Here is a 14,500-nt window from a genome sequence, read left to right as displayed (position 1 = left end):
CGATGGCACTCAGGGTCAGGGTGCGCGAGACTTTCAATGATGAGCTCAATGATGGGCTTTGCATGGGTCACCTCCTTATGGGTTGCATCTTACACCCTAGGAACACTCCAGCTTTTTTGCCACCTTTAATGACCCACGCCCTACTTGAGCAGCCGCTTATTTATAGCCTTGCGCCACGGGTTGGCGAGGGGCTTCAGCGCGCTTTTCAAGCCAGCGCCCCCAGGCAAAAATGACCAGCCCGCACAGCGCCAGCCCCGTTCCCACCAGCCCGGTGCTCGACCAGCTGAACCCGGCACTGATCACCAGCCCCGCCAGCCACGCCCCCAGCGCGTTGGCGCCGTTGAACGCCGCATGGTTCATGGAAGCCGCCATGGTCTGGGCATCTTCCGCCACGTCCATCAAGCGTGTTTGCAGCGAAGGCGCCAGGGCCATGCTGGTGCCGACCAGGCCAACGAACAGCAGCCCGCTCCACACCTGATTGGCAGCAAAGTAGAACAGCCCCTGCACCACCGCGCACCACACCAGGATGGCGGGAATTGCCCGCATCAGGTTTTTATCGGCCATGCGCCCACCGATCAGATTGCCCGCGATGGAGCCGAGGCCAAAGATGACCAGCACCAAGGGGCCCAGGGCTTCACGCATGCCCGCCTGCTGGGTCAAGGTGGGCATCACGTAGCTGAAAATCGAGAACATGCCGCCACAGCCGATGCAGGCAATGGCAATGGTCACCAGCACACGCTGCTTGACCAGCGCGGAAAGCTCGCGCAGCGGGCTGGCCTGGGCATCGAAGGGCTGCACGGGCACAAAAAGACGAATCAACAGCGCCGTCAGCAGAGCAATGACGCCCACCCCGGCAAAGGCAATTTGCCAGCCAAACAGGTTGCCTGCCCAGGTACCCAGCGGCGCCCCGATCAGAATGGCCACCGTCAGTCCCATCATCACCCTGGCAATGGCCCGCGCCCGTTGATCGACCGGCACGGCGCCAGCTGCCACCAGCGCCGCCACGCCAAAGTAAGCCCCGTGGGGCAGCCCGGCCAGAAAGCGTAGCCCCACGAACGACCAGAACCCCGGCGCCATGGCGCTGGCAATGTTACCCACGGCAAACACCAGCATCAGCGCGATCAGCAGCGCTCGCTTGGGCACCCGCGCGGCCAGCGCCGAAATCAGCGGTGCCCCCACCACGACCCCCAGGGCGTAGCTGCTGATGGAATAGCCTACCTGCGGCACGCTCACGGCCAGGTCTTCCGCCACGCGGTTCATCAACCCCATGATGACGAACTCGCTGGTGCCGATGCCGAACCCGCCCAGCGCCAGCACGAATTCCGCCCACCGCGGATGCCGCGCCAGCCCCGTTGATGATGCTTGCATACCTCACTCCCCAGGCGCGGGATAACGCGCCTGTTCACTAAAACGATCCTGGATAGTCGCAAATGATGGCAGGATTAGACGAAAGTAGAAATAAAAGGCATGAAAAAAGTTAGCGTGCGAACTCAATCACCCAACGATGAGCCAAGGGGGTCAGTCCCTCGTGGCATTGGCTGACAATAAGCGCTCGCGCAGCTCGCGGTTGCGCGGCAGCAAGCCTACCTGCAGACCCAGCGGCCGGAAGACCTGATTGAGCAGCGCCACGGTAGGGCTTGCCTTATCGGCTTCCAGGTCTGACAGCGAACGACGGCTGATGCCCACCAGGTCGGCGTATTGGGTCTGCGACATGCCCAGTACCTCACGGCGGAGCTGACGCAGCACCTGACCAGAGCTGATTTCTTCGCGCACCAGTTGGGCCGCTAATGTCGTCAGCAACGCCTCCCGCTCGATGCTGGTGAGCTCTTTACGCTTCATACCAACCCCCAGCGCTTCAGCTTGGCATCCAGATGATCCAACCCCACTGCATCCGATGCCAAAATGGTATTGGGTACACCCCGCTGCGCTAGCCGTTTCTTCAAGCCCACTAGCTGGCTACCCAAGGCTTTCAGCTCTGCCATGAGCCGCTCTGGTGGAAGATAAACGCTCAGTCGTTCTGCAATGGCGGCCCAGTTAAACTCTCGCCCTTCTTCAAACGGCGCCCCCCAGGTAATGGTTCTGACGATTCCCTCAGGATCTGCCTTCATGGGCGCAAAGTCGTACACCGGTGCCCACCAGGTTCCTTGCGGTGTTTTCAGCAGCGCCGCATTGCGGCCATGATTGTCGCTATTGGCAAACGCAACATTGAGCAGGTCGCGTTTCACCCACTCACTGACAAAGCGCGCCGTATCGAAATGGTCACCCGACTCACGCACGCGGAATTGTTGGCTCAACATATCCACCAACTCCCCGACCACGGCAAAATGATTCAAGAAGCTTCCCGGCTCTTTCCCCATGACGGAGTAAACAGACTCCAGGCCATACCGCGCGAGCGCTCCCTCTTGATAGCCCACATCAAAGCGGGGCAACCAGAGCGATGGATATCGCGCACCTTCGATCAGACGCATCCCTTGGGTATCGATGGTCGCGACGCCCAGCGACGCTAACTCGTGATAGAAATAGTACTCCGCACGCAATATGTCGTTATCGATCACCGTGCGCTGACCGCGAGGAAATTTCACCAGATAGTGCTGATCGATATTCGCCGGATCGTCCTGATAGGTATCAATCCAGACCTGATCATCTGATGAACAGCGCAACAGCAGCTTGGGCGCCTCACCACCGGCCCCAGTCGCGCCCCCCCCAGCAGCCCCCATCTGCTGCGCATAGGCCAGAAAGTCGCTATCCCGATTGACGACATCCACCATTGCAAAGCGCTGCTGCTCCAGCGTGCTGCCTGCTGGGCGCTCAGGAAGGGCCTCTTTGATACGTAAATTGCCCACTGGCGCAATCGTTCCCTTTGCCAGTAGCGCGGCATCCTGCTCCGCCTCACTAAGTGCCGATATACCCAACTGCGTGACCCAGTAACGGCGGCTGGCCCCAGAGGGCATGATATCGTCTAAAAAAGTGAACCAGCGTGGCGATTGATGGGTATTCATCAACTCGATAGGCAAACGAAGGCTACAGGCGTGCTCATCGTCGTGATCCAGCCACTCAAGGGCATAATCGGTAAGGTAGCCCAAACGCGCAGGCCCTCGACGGCCCCGCTCTGTATGCTCGAACACCAGCTCGGCAGCATCGTGCCACTGCCCTTGGTAGAAGGCTTGAACGGTTAGCAACACGGCTCACCTTTAACGCGTCATTTGATGAGTAGTTTAATGCTCAAAAGTGTAGTTCGAAGCAGCATAATGTGCACTTTAATACTCAAATTTAAATCAAATTATCTTAAATGAGTAATTTAATACCCATTTACCTCAGGAGATATCATGCCGTCTGATCAAACGCCCGTTGATATGATCGAGCACGCCATGCAGGCATTGGCTCATGCCGACCCCGACATTGCGCGTGCCTACCCCCTGGTGGGTGCGCCCAGCCCGCGCCAGCGCGACCCCGGGTTTGCCACCTTCTTCTCGACCATCGTCAGCCAGCAGATCTCCACCGAGGCCGCACGGGCCATCATGGGCCGAGTGAATACACTGCTGCCGGAGCTGCACGCCAAAGCGGTGATGGAGGTGGAAGGCCAGGCGCTGCGGGATGCAGGCTTGTCGTGGCGCAAGATCGAGTATGCCAAAGGGCTGGCAGAGGCGGAGCTGGCGGGCACCTTTAGCGCCGATGGGTTGGCGCACCTCAGCGATGACGAGGCGATTGCCGCGATTACCCAGCTGCGTGGGTTTGGCCGCTGGAGCGCCGAGATCTACCTGATGTTCTCGCTCAAGCGCCCCGATATCTTCCCCGCCGACGACCTTGCGTTAAGAGTGGCGCTGGGCCGCCTAAAGGGCATGGAGGACAAACCCACGCCGAAGCAGGCCCGCCAGTTGGTGGAACCCTGGTCCCCCTGGCGCAGCGTGGGGTCGCTGTTTTTATGGCACTACTATCGCGGCGAGCCGGTTTAGCGCGGCGGTTACAGCGTCAGCCCGCCAAACTTGCCGTTCTGGTAATCCTCCACCGCCTGCACGATCTCGTCGCGGGTGGTCATCACGAAGGGGCCGTGGGAGTAGACCGGCTCATCGATGACGTCGCCATGGCCAAACAGCAGGCGCGCATCGCTGGCTGCCTCGATGACAAGGCTTTCGCCGTCACGGTCGAGTTCGATCAAATGATGCGCTTTGGCAGGCTCGCCGCCCACCGTCACGTCACCACTCACCACGTACAGAAACACCTGCCGCCCAGGGGCCACGGGAAGCTGCTCATAAGCACCCGCAGGCAGCGCGAGTGTGGACATGAACACGCCGGTCAGCGACTCGATCGGGCCTGACTGCCCTTGCCACTCCCCGGCAATCAGGTTGAGCGTGCCACCGCCCGCTAGGGGAACGGCGGGAATGCCTTCCTGCTGCAAGCCCACGTAGCGCGGCTCGCTCATCTTCAGCCGCGACGGCAGGTTGACCCACAGCTGGAGGATTTCCAGCGGCCCGCCTTCGCGCAGGAACTCAGGAGGCGAGATTTCTGCATGCACGATGCCGCTGCCCGCGGTCATCCACTGCACGCCGCCTGCATGAATCACGCTCTGGTGCTTGGCGCTGTCGGCATGGGCCAGCGAGCCTTCCAGAATGAAGGTGACCGTCTCGAACCCCCGGTGGGGGTGCGGCCCAAACGGCAGCCCACGATTATTGGCGGGATATACCTGCGGGCCGTGGTGATTCAGGAACAGAAACGGATCGAGCTGATCCAGCCCCGGCCCCGGCAGCGGCCGGCGGGTGACCAGGTCACCGATATCGTCCCGATGGGCAGGGTGCTGAGCGACCACGCGGCGAACGGATGGGGTATGGGGTGATGACATGACGTCCTCCTTATCGATACGCCCAGCGTAAAACCGCAATTGACGGATGATGAGCGAATAATTTGCCCCGGTTGATTGAAGGAAATGAATAGAACGCCTTAACGGCTGGGAACGCTCAGCCGCCCCACCACCGTGAAGCTATCCTCTTGCGGGCGCACGACCACCATTTCCCCGGAGCTAACGCCCCCACCGGTCAGCGCCGTGATATTCACCTGATGCGTCACCAGCAGCCCTCTTTTATCAGAATTCCGTGACGACGGTGACCCCCACGCCTTCAAACTTATCCATGTTGATCAACGCCTGCACCGACTCCTCTAGCGTGATGCGGCGGCCAATCAGCTTTTCCGGCGCCAGTTTGCCCGACTGAATCATCGCCAGCATGGCACCGTAGCGATGCGCCTGCATGCCATGACTGCCCAAAATTTCCAGCTCGTTGGCGATCACCTTGCTCATGGGAATGGCAGGCGTGCTGTGATCTGCCAGCATCAATCCTACCTGGATATGCTTGCCGCGCTTGCGCAAATTGCTGATGGAGTTGAAGCAGGTGATGGGGTGGCCCAGCGCGTCCAGCGAAACGTGCGCGCCGCCTTGGGTGATCTCGACCACCGCCTCCACCACGTCGGCCACCTGGTTGGCATTCACCGTGGCCACCGCCCCCAGCTGGCGCGCCAAAGCCAGCGCCTGCTCGGAAATATCCACCGCCACCACGTTGGCGCCGGCTGCACTGGCAATCATGATAGCCGACAGCCCAACGCCGCCGCAGCCGTGCACCGCCACCCACTGGCCCGCCGACACGCGGCCCTGGTCTACCACCGCACGAAAAGAGGTCACGAACCGACAGCCCAGGCTGGCGGCGGTATCGAACGTCAGGGTATCCGGCAGGGCGACCAGATTCACATCGGCGTAGTGAATGCCCACATACTCGGCAAACGAGCCCCAGTGAGTAAACCCCGGCTGGAATTGAGCATCGCACACCTGATGATTGCCGGTGTGGCACTCCGGGCAGATGCCGCAGCCGCCCACGAACGGCACGGTCACCCGGTCGCCAATGCGCCACTTCGTCACGTCCTTGCCCACCGCTTCCACCACACCGGAGAGCTCATGGCCCGGCACATGGGGAAGCTGGATATCCGGGTCGTGGCCCATCCAGCCGTGCCAATCACTGCGGCATACGCCATTGGCCATCACCTTCACCACGACCCCGTGAGGCGCTGGCGCTGGGTCGGGCACCTGCTGGATGCTGGGCGGGGTAGAAAACTGTTCGAATACCACGGCTTTCATGGCTCACTCCTGAACGGTCGACGGTGCGTTGGATGTATACGCACTATAACGAGCCACGCCCGAAATTACGTTTCCTTCTGATGGACATCCTGCGCCTTTTTGAAGCACTCTTTTCAACAAAATGAATAAACCGAAAGAGCCTTTCAAAATGAGCGAGCTTGTTGACATCCTCCCCTCCCTCAGCTTGCGCTGCCGCCTTGCGGCGGAAAGGAAGGGGATTCCCAGGTCGTTACCTTCCTGGTTCCTGCTTCGATGTTCGTTGCCTTCAATGCCTTGGCACTGCCGGTCTTACACAAACTCCACAGGCGTACATTCCCGAGTGCCCCTCGGTATGATCTTTCAACCATCTGCACCGGCTAATAGCGCGGTGCCTGCTTGCAGAATGTTGCGGGCCGCATTCACGTCGCGGTCGATGCCCTGAGTACCGCAATCTGGGCAGTCCCAGGTGCGAACATCCAGCGGTAGTGATTCCAGCACAAAGCCGCAGCTATGGCAGCGTTTTGAGCTTGGGTACCAGCGATCAATCTGGACAAACTGCCTTCCCGCCCAGGCCGCCTTGTAGTCAAGCTGGCGCACTAACTTCCCCCAGCCAACATCACTGATGGCGTTAGAGAGATGGCGGTTTTTGACCATGTTCTTCACCTGCAAACTCTCCGCTGCAATCACTTGGTTCTCGTTAACGATCTGGCGGGTGAGTTTATGCAGGTGGTCACGTCGCGTGTCAGCGATCTTGGCGTGACAGCGAGCGACCTTTAACCGTGCCTTGGCTCGGTTGTTCGAGCCTTTTTGCTTACGGCTGAGGCGCCGCTGCGCCTTCGCTAGCTTTCGGGCATAGCGGGCAGTGTGGCGGGGATTATTCACCCGATGGCCGTCACTGGTCACGAACAGGTCTTTGATCCCCAGGTCGATACCGACCATCTTGAACGTAATTGGCAGCGCCTCAGTGTCTACCTTGCACAGACAGCTAATGAAGTAACGGCCTGCTGCATCCTTGGATACCGTCACTGTGCTCGGTGCCGCAGGCAGGTCGCGGCTCCAGCGGATGTTTAGCGGTTCACGGCACTTGGCGAGCGTGATCTGCCCGTCACGGTACGAAAATGCCGAACTGGCAAAGGTGGCTGACTGCCGGTGCTTCTTCGATTTAAAGCTGGGGTACCGCGCCCGCTTGGCAAAGAAATGCTTGAACGCACTTTGTTGATGGCGCAAGCATTGTTGCAGTGGCACCGAACTAACCTCGGCTAGAAAGGCGGTGTCCGGCTGCTTCTTTAACTGTGTTAGGAACGCGCTGGCATCGTTATAGCCGATCTTTTCCTGACGCTGATAAAACGCGTCGGTGCGATAGCGCAGCACCGCGTTCCAGACAAACCGCACGCACCCAAACGTCCGCGCCAGCAAGGCTGCTTGCTCAGGCGTAGGATAGAAGCGGTATTGGTAGGCGCGTTCGGCTTTCATGTTTTACACTTTAGACTAAATATTGTAAGGATGCAAAACACAAGGCGTCCTGGCGGACGCCGCGCTATCCATCCTCGCACTAAAAGTACGAGGTTTTCCGCGCTAACTGATAAAAAGGATGCCCGATTAGCCACCTTGCTGCAGGCAGACGGGCGGGTGGCCAACGCACGGCTGGCCGAGCAGCTGCACCTGAGCGAAGCCACCTGCTGGCGACGCCATAAACGCCTGGAAGAGCTGGGGGTGATCGAAGGCTACCAGGCCATCCTCAACCGCCGAAAAGTGGGCGCCAGCGTGCTGGCCTTCGTGCAAATCACCTGCACCCAGCACAGCGAAGCCGCGACGGCAGAGTTCGAGCGCATCATCCAGGCCAGCTCCCGCGTACTGAGCTGCCACAACACCACCGGCGAAGCCGACTTCCTGCTACAGGTAGTCGCCAAAGACCTGGACGACTACAGCCACTTCGTCGAAACGGTGCTGCGCAAACTGCCCGGGGTATCGAGCATTCGCTCCAACCTCTCGCTGCGGGAAATGAAAGCGACCAGCCATTTACCGGTGGAGGAGTTGCTGGGTCTGTGAGCGAGGCAATGGAAAAGAGCGCTGAAAGAAAGTGTATTCAGCAGCCATAAAATGGATATAACCGTGTCTATAAATAGCTAAAATAGCCTAAAATGGATATAGGAGTATCCAGGTAAAGAAAGTGAGCTTATGCCCCGTTTTCTGTTGTTAGACGATACCGATGTTCAGCAGGCCTTTGCCGCCCACCTACGCAGGTTGCGCGAGCAGGCCAAGCTATCCCGTGCGGCGCTGGCGCAGCGCAGCTGTGTGCCCGCTCCCACCATCAAGAAATTCGAGCTCACCGGGCAAATTTCTCTCCGCCAACTGCTGTTGCTCTGGCAAAGCCTGGATGACCTGGCACGGCTCTATGCGCTGACCCAACCCGACGCCCTCCCCACTAAACAGCCCTCCTCCATCGAAGAGGTGCTCAAAGATGGCCTTTAAGCCAACGCAGCGGTTGAACGTGACACGCACGCTCTCAACGGGAGAGCGAGTCGCGGCTGGCGTTTTAGCGCAGAACCGCCAAGGGGTCTTCTTTCAATACGCAGAAGGCTACGTGGAACAGCATGGCAACCTGTCGCCCTTTACGCTCAACAGCGACCTGACTCTTCAACCTGCCCCCCAAATACCACACCAAGGTCTACATGGGGTATTTGGCGACTGTTTACCCGATGGCTGGGGACTGCTGTTGCAAGACCGTGTCTTTCGCCAGCAGGGCATCGCCCCGACACAGCTGACGGCGATGGATCGGCTGGCATTCGTTGGCCATCGAGGGATGGGCGCTCTTGCCTTTGAGCCCATATCAGAGGCAGCACCGACACAGAGTAATCACGAAGACTTGCCGACACTTGGCTTAACGGCTCAGGCCGTTTTCGATGGTCAAACGGAAGACGTGCTGAGTGCTCTCGTCGCAGCGGGTAGTTCCGGCGGAGCCAGGCCCAAAGCGCAGCTTTTCATGCCACCGGACAAGCCAACAACGTGCCGAACCGACGCCAAGCCAGGGGATGACGCTTGGCTGGTCAAGTTCACGTCTCAACACCTGCCACTGGGTCACGACGAGGGGCTCTGCGAAGCGGCCTACCTGGAACTAGCGAACACAGCAGGGCTTGAGCCGCCCGAATGGCAGTTGCTTCGGGTGCCTACGAGTCAAGGTGAGCGCGCCTGGCTTGCCATCAAACGGTTTGACTGGGTTCATCAGGCGCACCCTGCCGGGCGTCTCCACATGCACAGCGCCTGTGGACTGCTGGATGCCGACTTCCGAACCCCTAGCCTGGACTACGCCGACCTAATCAAAGCCAGCCGCCAGCTATGCCGTTCTCCCGCCGTCGGCCAGCTGCAATTTCGACGCGCGCTGTTTAACCTGTTTGCCTGCAACCAGGACGATCACAGTAAGAACTGGGCATTTTTGCAGGACGATACAGGCCAATGGAGACCAGCGCCGTTCTATGACGTGACCTTTAGCCCCCACCCTTTTGCAGAGCACGCGACGGCCTACATGGGATTTGGCAAACAACCGCCTCTCAAGGCGATGCAACGGCTGGCAACACAGGCAGGTTTCACGGATTGGAAACAGGCCCTGCCGTACGTTCAAGAGACAGTGGACGTTCTCAGCAGCTTCTCGGTAGTGGCCAAGCACCTCGGAGCGAGAGCCAGCACCGTTGATCTCATCACCAAGTGGTTGAATCAGGCGTGGTGGGAGAACAAGGGGCTATTAGGCACCTGAGCACACCGCAGATCGTTGACATGATCGCTTGGCTCAATGCGACTCTAGATCCTGTCCGCTCTGCTCATCACCCTGCTGAGTTGGCGCATCATCCCCTATAAAGACAGGCCTATCGTTCTCCCAAACCACGGCATATTGACCAAGGCGGCGTTTGCGCTCGAGCGTTTCGGCAACCGCCGAGCGTAAGCTCTCTAGCATCTCGTGAGTATCAGGAGTCAACTGAGTCATAGCGGAGATTTCTTCAGATTATGCAGACTGCATAAGGATGCGGCGCTGGATACCTGCTAGCAATATTAAGTCATGCCCAAAAGCGAAAAACCCCGATGCACTCACCGAGGTTTAGACGCCGACCGGGCACTCCCTGTCCATTTAACTTCAGCTTGTAGAGTTTGGCATGCCAAGTCAATGCCAATACCTCATCACTCAATATTCTGTATCTTAATATTGATCTATAAAAAAATATCTTAAAAATCAATTAACTATTACAAAAAACATAAAAAAATTATTTCACTACCCAATATACTACCCATTTGGTCTAGAGAAGCTCCCTCCAAGGCCATAGCTGTAGGGCCCTATGTGATTGCCTGCCCGCTTGGCAAATAACCCGAGGCCCTCGGCTTGCCATTTCCTCATCCCCGTGATCGGCGATTGATGATGTAGCACTTTCCACAAGGCAGGGTGACTGATCAGCTAGCAGTATCGCTTGTCGCGTATGCTCCAGATTTTCTGCCTAAAGTTAGCGACGAGTCGTCAGCACGTCGCTAGTACGGCTGTTGAGGTACTCCATCATGCAATTCATTTGCAGCCTAACAGACTTGATCAGTCGGTGATCAATGCAATGGGCTAGACTCTCCTGATCGCAGGGGCTCTCATCTTAACGAATCTAAAGATAGACTCTAAAGAAATATCATGGCATGGAGCTGAGAGCTTCCCTGATGGCTAAGGTGTTCTTAATTTTTTGAATCCAGTCCTTGCTATTAGCAGCTCGCCCCACTGAGTGGTGTAACGCGGCGTTCGTCGCTCGCTTCGCAGTGACCATGCGTTGTTAGAGCGCGCCAAGCCAATTTGCACAGCACCTCTGCCTAGCTCACGGTTGAGCATGTCCATAGTGTTCATCAGTCGTTCGCTACGTTTGTCTTCTTCATCAGTCTGAAGGGTTTCAGTGAGAGTGAGCTGTCGGTTAGCTTTAGGCGATAGATCAAGCAGCATGAGACCCACTTTGTGAAAGGCGTACCCTTTTCGCCAGAGACGACGCAAACCCTGTACCGCAGCGGCGATGATCTCACGACTATCATCAGTGGGCCGATCCAGAGAAATGACCATTCGTTGACGATATTGGGGTAAATCCGTACGAAACGAGTTGGTGCGGATAAACACCATGACGGCGCTAGTGACGCTTTGCTGCTTACGAAGTTTTTCGCCCGCCCTGGCAGCATGATGCCGTAGCGCCTCCCTTAACTGATGGGGATCGTTGGTAAGCCGCCCAAACGAACGAGACACCATGATCTGTTGTTTAGGCTGGCCCATGTCATCTAGCTGAATGGAGGGTTGCCCCCGCAACTCCCAGACAATGCGCTCCTGCACCACACTAAATTGCCGACGGATATGTTTCGGGTCTGCCTCTCGCAGGTCCCAGGCAGTCTCAATGCCCATGACGCGTAATCGCTCGCTGGTGCGGCGTGCAATGCCCCATAGTTCGGTGACAGGCAACTGCTTCAACAACGCTTTAGTAGGCGCGCCTTCTGCAAGCAACGTGCATACACCTTGGTCTCTATATGCAGGGTGTTTTTTAGCGGCATGATTGGCGACCTTGGCCAACACCCGAGTCGGCGCAAAACCCACTGACACAGGTATACCTGTCCACTGCTTCACCGTATCCCGCAGAGCTTGGCCTCGTTGCTCCAGGGTGTCTACCTCAAATCCCTGAAACCCGACAAAACTCTCATCAATGGAATACACCTCTACATGGGGTGAGAACTCGCCCAGCACCTCGGTTACCCGCTGAGACATGTCTCCATACAACGCATAGTTGCTGGATAGCAGCACAGCTTGGCGGCGCACACTTGGTGGTAGCAGGTGCATGGCAGCCCCCATTTCAACGCCCAGTGCTTTTAACTCGTTAGAGCGGGCGACGACGCAACCATCGTTATTGGATAGTACCCCTACAGGACGACCTTCCAGTGACGGGTTGAAGACACGTTCGCAGGAGACATAGAAATTGTTACAGTCGATCAAGGCCATCATTGCAGCGTTGCCCCTGGAAAGCTGTGAAGCACATGAGTTACGACGCCCCAGACGTGCGACTCACGACCATCTAAAGGAATGGGAGGGTAAGCAGGATTACTTGCCCGGAGATAAGTCCGCTGCCCTACTCGCTCAAGGCGCTTTACTGTGAGCTCACCATCAACACAAATGACGATAATGCGACCTGGTAAGGCTTCGAGACTGCGATCCACCACCAGCAAATCCCCATGATGAATTCCATCACCAATCATGGAGTCTCCTTCAGAACGTACGAAATACGTTGCAGCAGGCCGTTTCACCACATAGCGGTGAAGATCAAGATCGGTGTCCAAGTGGTCATCTGCGGGTGATGGAAAGCCTGCGCGCACGGCACAGGTATAGAGCGGTATGGACTGCGACGCCGTTAAAGCGTCTGATTGTCCCAGTAATGTCACTGGTAAAGTCATGAGCACCTCCATCGATAGCTGTATATAAAAACAGCATCTAAAAAACGCTTACTTAACGCAATACCTCATCGGCGTATCCCAACCGATTTCAGACCTATATCACTCCTATGCATCCATCCCCATGGAACCTTTTTCCCTTGCATAGGAGCTTCAATATGCCCCCACCCTGTAAGCGTTGTGCATCAACGCGCATGCTGAATCTGGATACAGCCCAGCGCATAAGCGTGGTAGGCAGCACCTTGATTGGCGGTGCTATTGGCGCATGGCGCGCGACGGCCATCTCCGGCCCACTGCCATTGGCGGTGACTCGCTTTCCATTGGCAAAACTGCCTGCCGCCATGATGGGTGCCGTGGCCGGAGGTCAAACCGGCTCACGCATGGCCACCTCGCTGTTTGAGCAGTGGCTGCCAGTTGGCAGCGGGACACCGTGGTTATGCTTGTCTTGCGGCTGCACCTACCGCGACGCCTACCCGCCTTTAGCACCTAACGCTTAACCTATCGTTGTTCGCCCTGTGTGGGGCGAATGATCCGCCTATTCACTTTCGCGCGCTGGCCTTTGGTCGGCGCTTTTTTTATGTCTGGAGAATGACTCATGGCACATCTCGTTGAACAAATGGCTTACGTAGGCGATACCCCTTGGCATGGCCTGGGGCAGCAACTTTCTCGACATCAACCGCTGGAGGTCTGGCAGCAACAGGCCGGTATGAACTGGCATATTGAAGAAGCGCCGGTGCGCTTTATTGCCGAAGGGGCTAGCCACCTGGGCAGCATTCACTCGTTTCCTGAGCAAAAGGTGCTCTACCGCTCAGATACCAAAGCACCGCTGTCGGTGGTGTCGCAGCGCTATAAGGTGGTGCAGCCTGAGGAGATCCTGGAGTTTTATCGCGATCTGACGGAATACGCGGGGTATGAGCTGGAGACTGCGGGCGTGCTCAAAGGCGGACGTAAGTTCTGGGCTCTGGCGCGTAGCGGCTTAAGCACGTCACTCAAAGGTCAGGATGAGGTCAATGACTACCTGCTGTTGGCCACTTCCTGCGATGGCACGCTTGCCACCATGGCCACGCCGACCACGGTGCGGGTGGTGTGCAACAACACGCTGCAAATTGCCGTCGATGGTACGTCGCAAGCGGTGAAGGTGCCCCATCGTTCAGAGTTTGATCCGCGTGCCGTGAAGCGTCAGCTGGGCATTTCGGTGTCGCAATGGAATGACTTCATGTATCGGATGAAAACCTTGGCAGAGCGTAAAATCACTCGGCAGGAAGCGCAGCAGTATCTTCAGTCGGTGATTTGTGGGGCTGAGAAGCCGCTGGACGATCCCTCTAAACTGCCCAACTACCGAGCGCTGAATAAGGTGCAGAAGCTCTACCACGGCGAAGGTCGGGGGTCTCACTTGGTGACCGCCAAAGACACGGCCTGGGGCTTGCTCAATGCCGTGACGGAATACGTCGATCACGACAAGCGGGCACGCAGTAACGATACCCGTATGGACTCAGCCTGGTTTGGTCAGGGGGCACAGCTCAAACAGGAGGCTTTGGATGCCGCCCTACAGCTGGTGTCGTAGCCATCCATACCCCCATCCCTACAAGCGATTCACCTAATGTTCATCCTAACCCTCACGGCATAGACGCCCAGCCCCTAAAAAGGCTGGGCGTTTTGCTGTGGGGCTTATACCGCGAGGTACCCGCATGAGCTTTGTTTCCGACGCCATTGAGATGGCTATCACTCGACTCACCAAACAACTGCTAGAACACGACGCTCATAACGCAACGTCGCTGGTGTGTGCCCAGGGGGAGTTCTATCGCGTGGAGATACGCCTGGAGCATATCGATCCCGCAGACATTGCGCGTCACTTACCTGATGTTCCTGCGCTCGTTAAATGACACACCCCATGAACAGGGCTGACTAGCCCGCATTTCTCTATTCACGTAAAAGGAGGTGCCCCATGGCACAGCGTGAGTTATA

Annotated in this window: 15 protein-coding genes; 6 read left to right on the top strand and 9 right to left on the bottom strand. The window is 57.5% G+C overall.

The genetic code is table 11. From position 1 onward, the window contains the following. Positions 1-156: 156 nt before the first annotated feature. The 3 genes from B7L71_RS13235 to B7L71_RS13225 form a co-directional block, all read right to left on the bottom strand. Positions 157-1,368 carry an MFS transporter gene (locus B7L71_RS13235; RefSeq protein WP_081138534.1) on the bottom strand — a complete coding sequence of 404 codons (1,212 nt, stop codon included), beginning with the start codon at positions 1,366-1,368 and terminating at the stop codon, positions 157-159. A 150-nt stretch (positions 1,369-1,518) separates the two neighbouring features. Beyond that, entirely contained in the window at positions 1,519-1,839 is a 321-nt protein-coding gene (locus B7L71_RS13230; RefSeq protein ID WP_039178947.1) for a helix-turn-helix transcriptional regulator, read from the bottom strand. Further along, positions 1,836-3,179 (bottom strand): type II toxin-antitoxin system HipA family toxin, encoded by a 1,344-nt coding sequence (locus tag B7L71_RS13225; RefSeq protein ID WP_081138532.1) that lies wholly within the window; start codon positions 3,177-3,179, stop codon positions 1,836-1,838. The genes B7L71_RS13230 and B7L71_RS13225 overlap by 4 nt, the downstream gene beginning before the upstream one ends. A 147-nt stretch (positions 3,180-3,326) precedes the next feature. Between B7L71_RS13225 and B7L71_RS13220 the strand changes: the two genes are divergently transcribed. Then, the gene (locus B7L71_RS13220) at positions 3,327-3,953 is read left to right on the top strand and encodes a DNA-3-methyladenine glycosylase family protein (protein ID WP_081138531.1); all 627 of its coding nucleotides are present in this window, start codon (positions 3,327-3,329) and stop codon (positions 3,951-3,953) included. 8 nt (positions 3,954-3,961) lie between these two features. Here the strand turns inward: B7L71_RS13220 and B7L71_RS13215 are convergent, their stop codons facing one another. The 4 genes from B7L71_RS13215 to B7L71_RS13200 form a co-directional block, all read right to left on the bottom strand. Further along, on the bottom strand, positions 3,962-4,837 hold the full coding sequence (locus B7L71_RS13215) for a pirin family protein (protein WP_081138529.1): 876 nt from the start codon (positions 4,835-4,837) through the stop codon (positions 3,962-3,964). A gap of 98 nt (positions 4,838-4,935) precedes the next feature. Then, a complete protein-coding gene (locus B7L71_RS17910) occupies positions 4,936-5,061 on the bottom strand; it encodes a hypothetical protein (RefSeq protein ID WP_255319122.1) in 126 nt (41 codons plus the stop codon). 16 nt (positions 5,062-5,077) lie between these two features. Further along, a complete protein-coding gene (locus tag B7L71_RS13205; protein WP_081138528.1) occupies positions 5,078-6,118 on the bottom strand; it encodes a zinc-dependent alcohol dehydrogenase family protein in 1,041 nt (346 codons plus the stop codon). Positions 6,119-6,457: 339 nt separating this feature from the next. Further along, positions 6,458-7,570, bottom strand: a complete 1,113-nt coding sequence (locus B7L71_RS13200; protein WP_081138526.1) for an RNA-guided endonuclease InsQ/TnpB family protein — start codon at positions 7,568-7,570, stop codon at positions 6,458-6,460. 66 nt (positions 7,571-7,636) lie between these two features. Between B7L71_RS13200 and B7L71_RS13195 the strand changes: the two genes are divergently transcribed. The 3 genes from B7L71_RS13195 (at position 7,637) to B7L71_RS13185 (ending at position 9,848) form a co-directional block, all read left to right on the top strand. Continuing rightward, on the top strand, positions 7,637-8,146 hold the full coding sequence (locus B7L71_RS13195) for an Lrp/AsnC family transcriptional regulator (RefSeq protein WP_283160415.1): 510 nt from the start codon (positions 7,637-7,639) through the stop codon (positions 8,144-8,146). Positions 8,147-8,275: 129 nt separating this feature from the next. Then, on the top strand, positions 8,276-8,569 hold the full coding sequence (locus B7L71_RS13190) for a helix-turn-helix domain-containing protein (RefSeq protein WP_016915514.1): 294 nt from the start codon (positions 8,276-8,278) through the stop codon (positions 8,567-8,569). Further along, a complete protein-coding gene (locus B7L71_RS13185; protein ID WP_081138523.1) occupies positions 8,559-9,848 on the top strand; it encodes a type II toxin-antitoxin system HipA family toxin in 1,290 nt (429 codons plus the stop codon). Before B7L71_RS13190 ends, B7L71_RS13185 begins: the two co-directional genes overlap by 11 nt. A gap of 939 nt (positions 9,849-10,787) precedes the next feature. Here the strand turns inward: B7L71_RS13185 and B7L71_RS13175 are convergent. After that, positions 10,788-12,092: a Y-family DNA polymerase gene (locus B7L71_RS13175; RefSeq protein ID WP_016915517.1), complete on the bottom strand. Its 1,305-nt coding sequence runs from the start codon at positions 12,090-12,092 to the stop codon at positions 10,788-10,790. Continuing rightward, positions 12,089-12,538, bottom strand: a complete 450-nt coding sequence (locus B7L71_RS13170) for a LexA family protein (protein ID WP_016915518.1) — start codon at positions 12,536-12,538, stop codon at positions 12,089-12,091. Before B7L71_RS13170 ends, B7L71_RS13175 begins: the two co-directional genes overlap by 4 nt. A gap of 592 nt (positions 12,539-13,130) precedes the next feature. Between B7L71_RS13170 and B7L71_RS13160 the strand changes: the two genes are divergently transcribed. Together B7L71_RS13160 and B7L71_RS13155 are read left to right on the top strand one after the other, a co-directional pair. Continuing rightward, positions 13,131-14,099, top strand: a complete 969-nt coding sequence (locus B7L71_RS13160; protein WP_081138520.1) for a DUF932 domain-containing protein — start codon at positions 13,131-13,133, stop codon at positions 14,097-14,099. A gap of 124 nt (positions 14,100-14,223) precedes the next feature. After that, positions 14,224-14,418, top strand: a complete 195-nt coding sequence (locus B7L71_RS13155) for a hypothetical protein (protein WP_081138518.1) — start codon at positions 14,224-14,226, stop codon at positions 14,416-14,418. The last annotated feature ends 82 nt before the right edge of the window (positions 14,419-14,500 follow it).

Source organism: Halomonas sp. BC2 (assembly GCF_002078115.1).
GTDB lineage: Bacteria > Pseudomonadota > Gammaproteobacteria > Pseudomonadales > Halomonadaceae > Vreelandella > Vreelandella stevensii.
The sequence above is the reverse complement of the archived record's forward strand: the minus strand, read 5'-3'. Positions and strand labels throughout refer to the sequence as shown.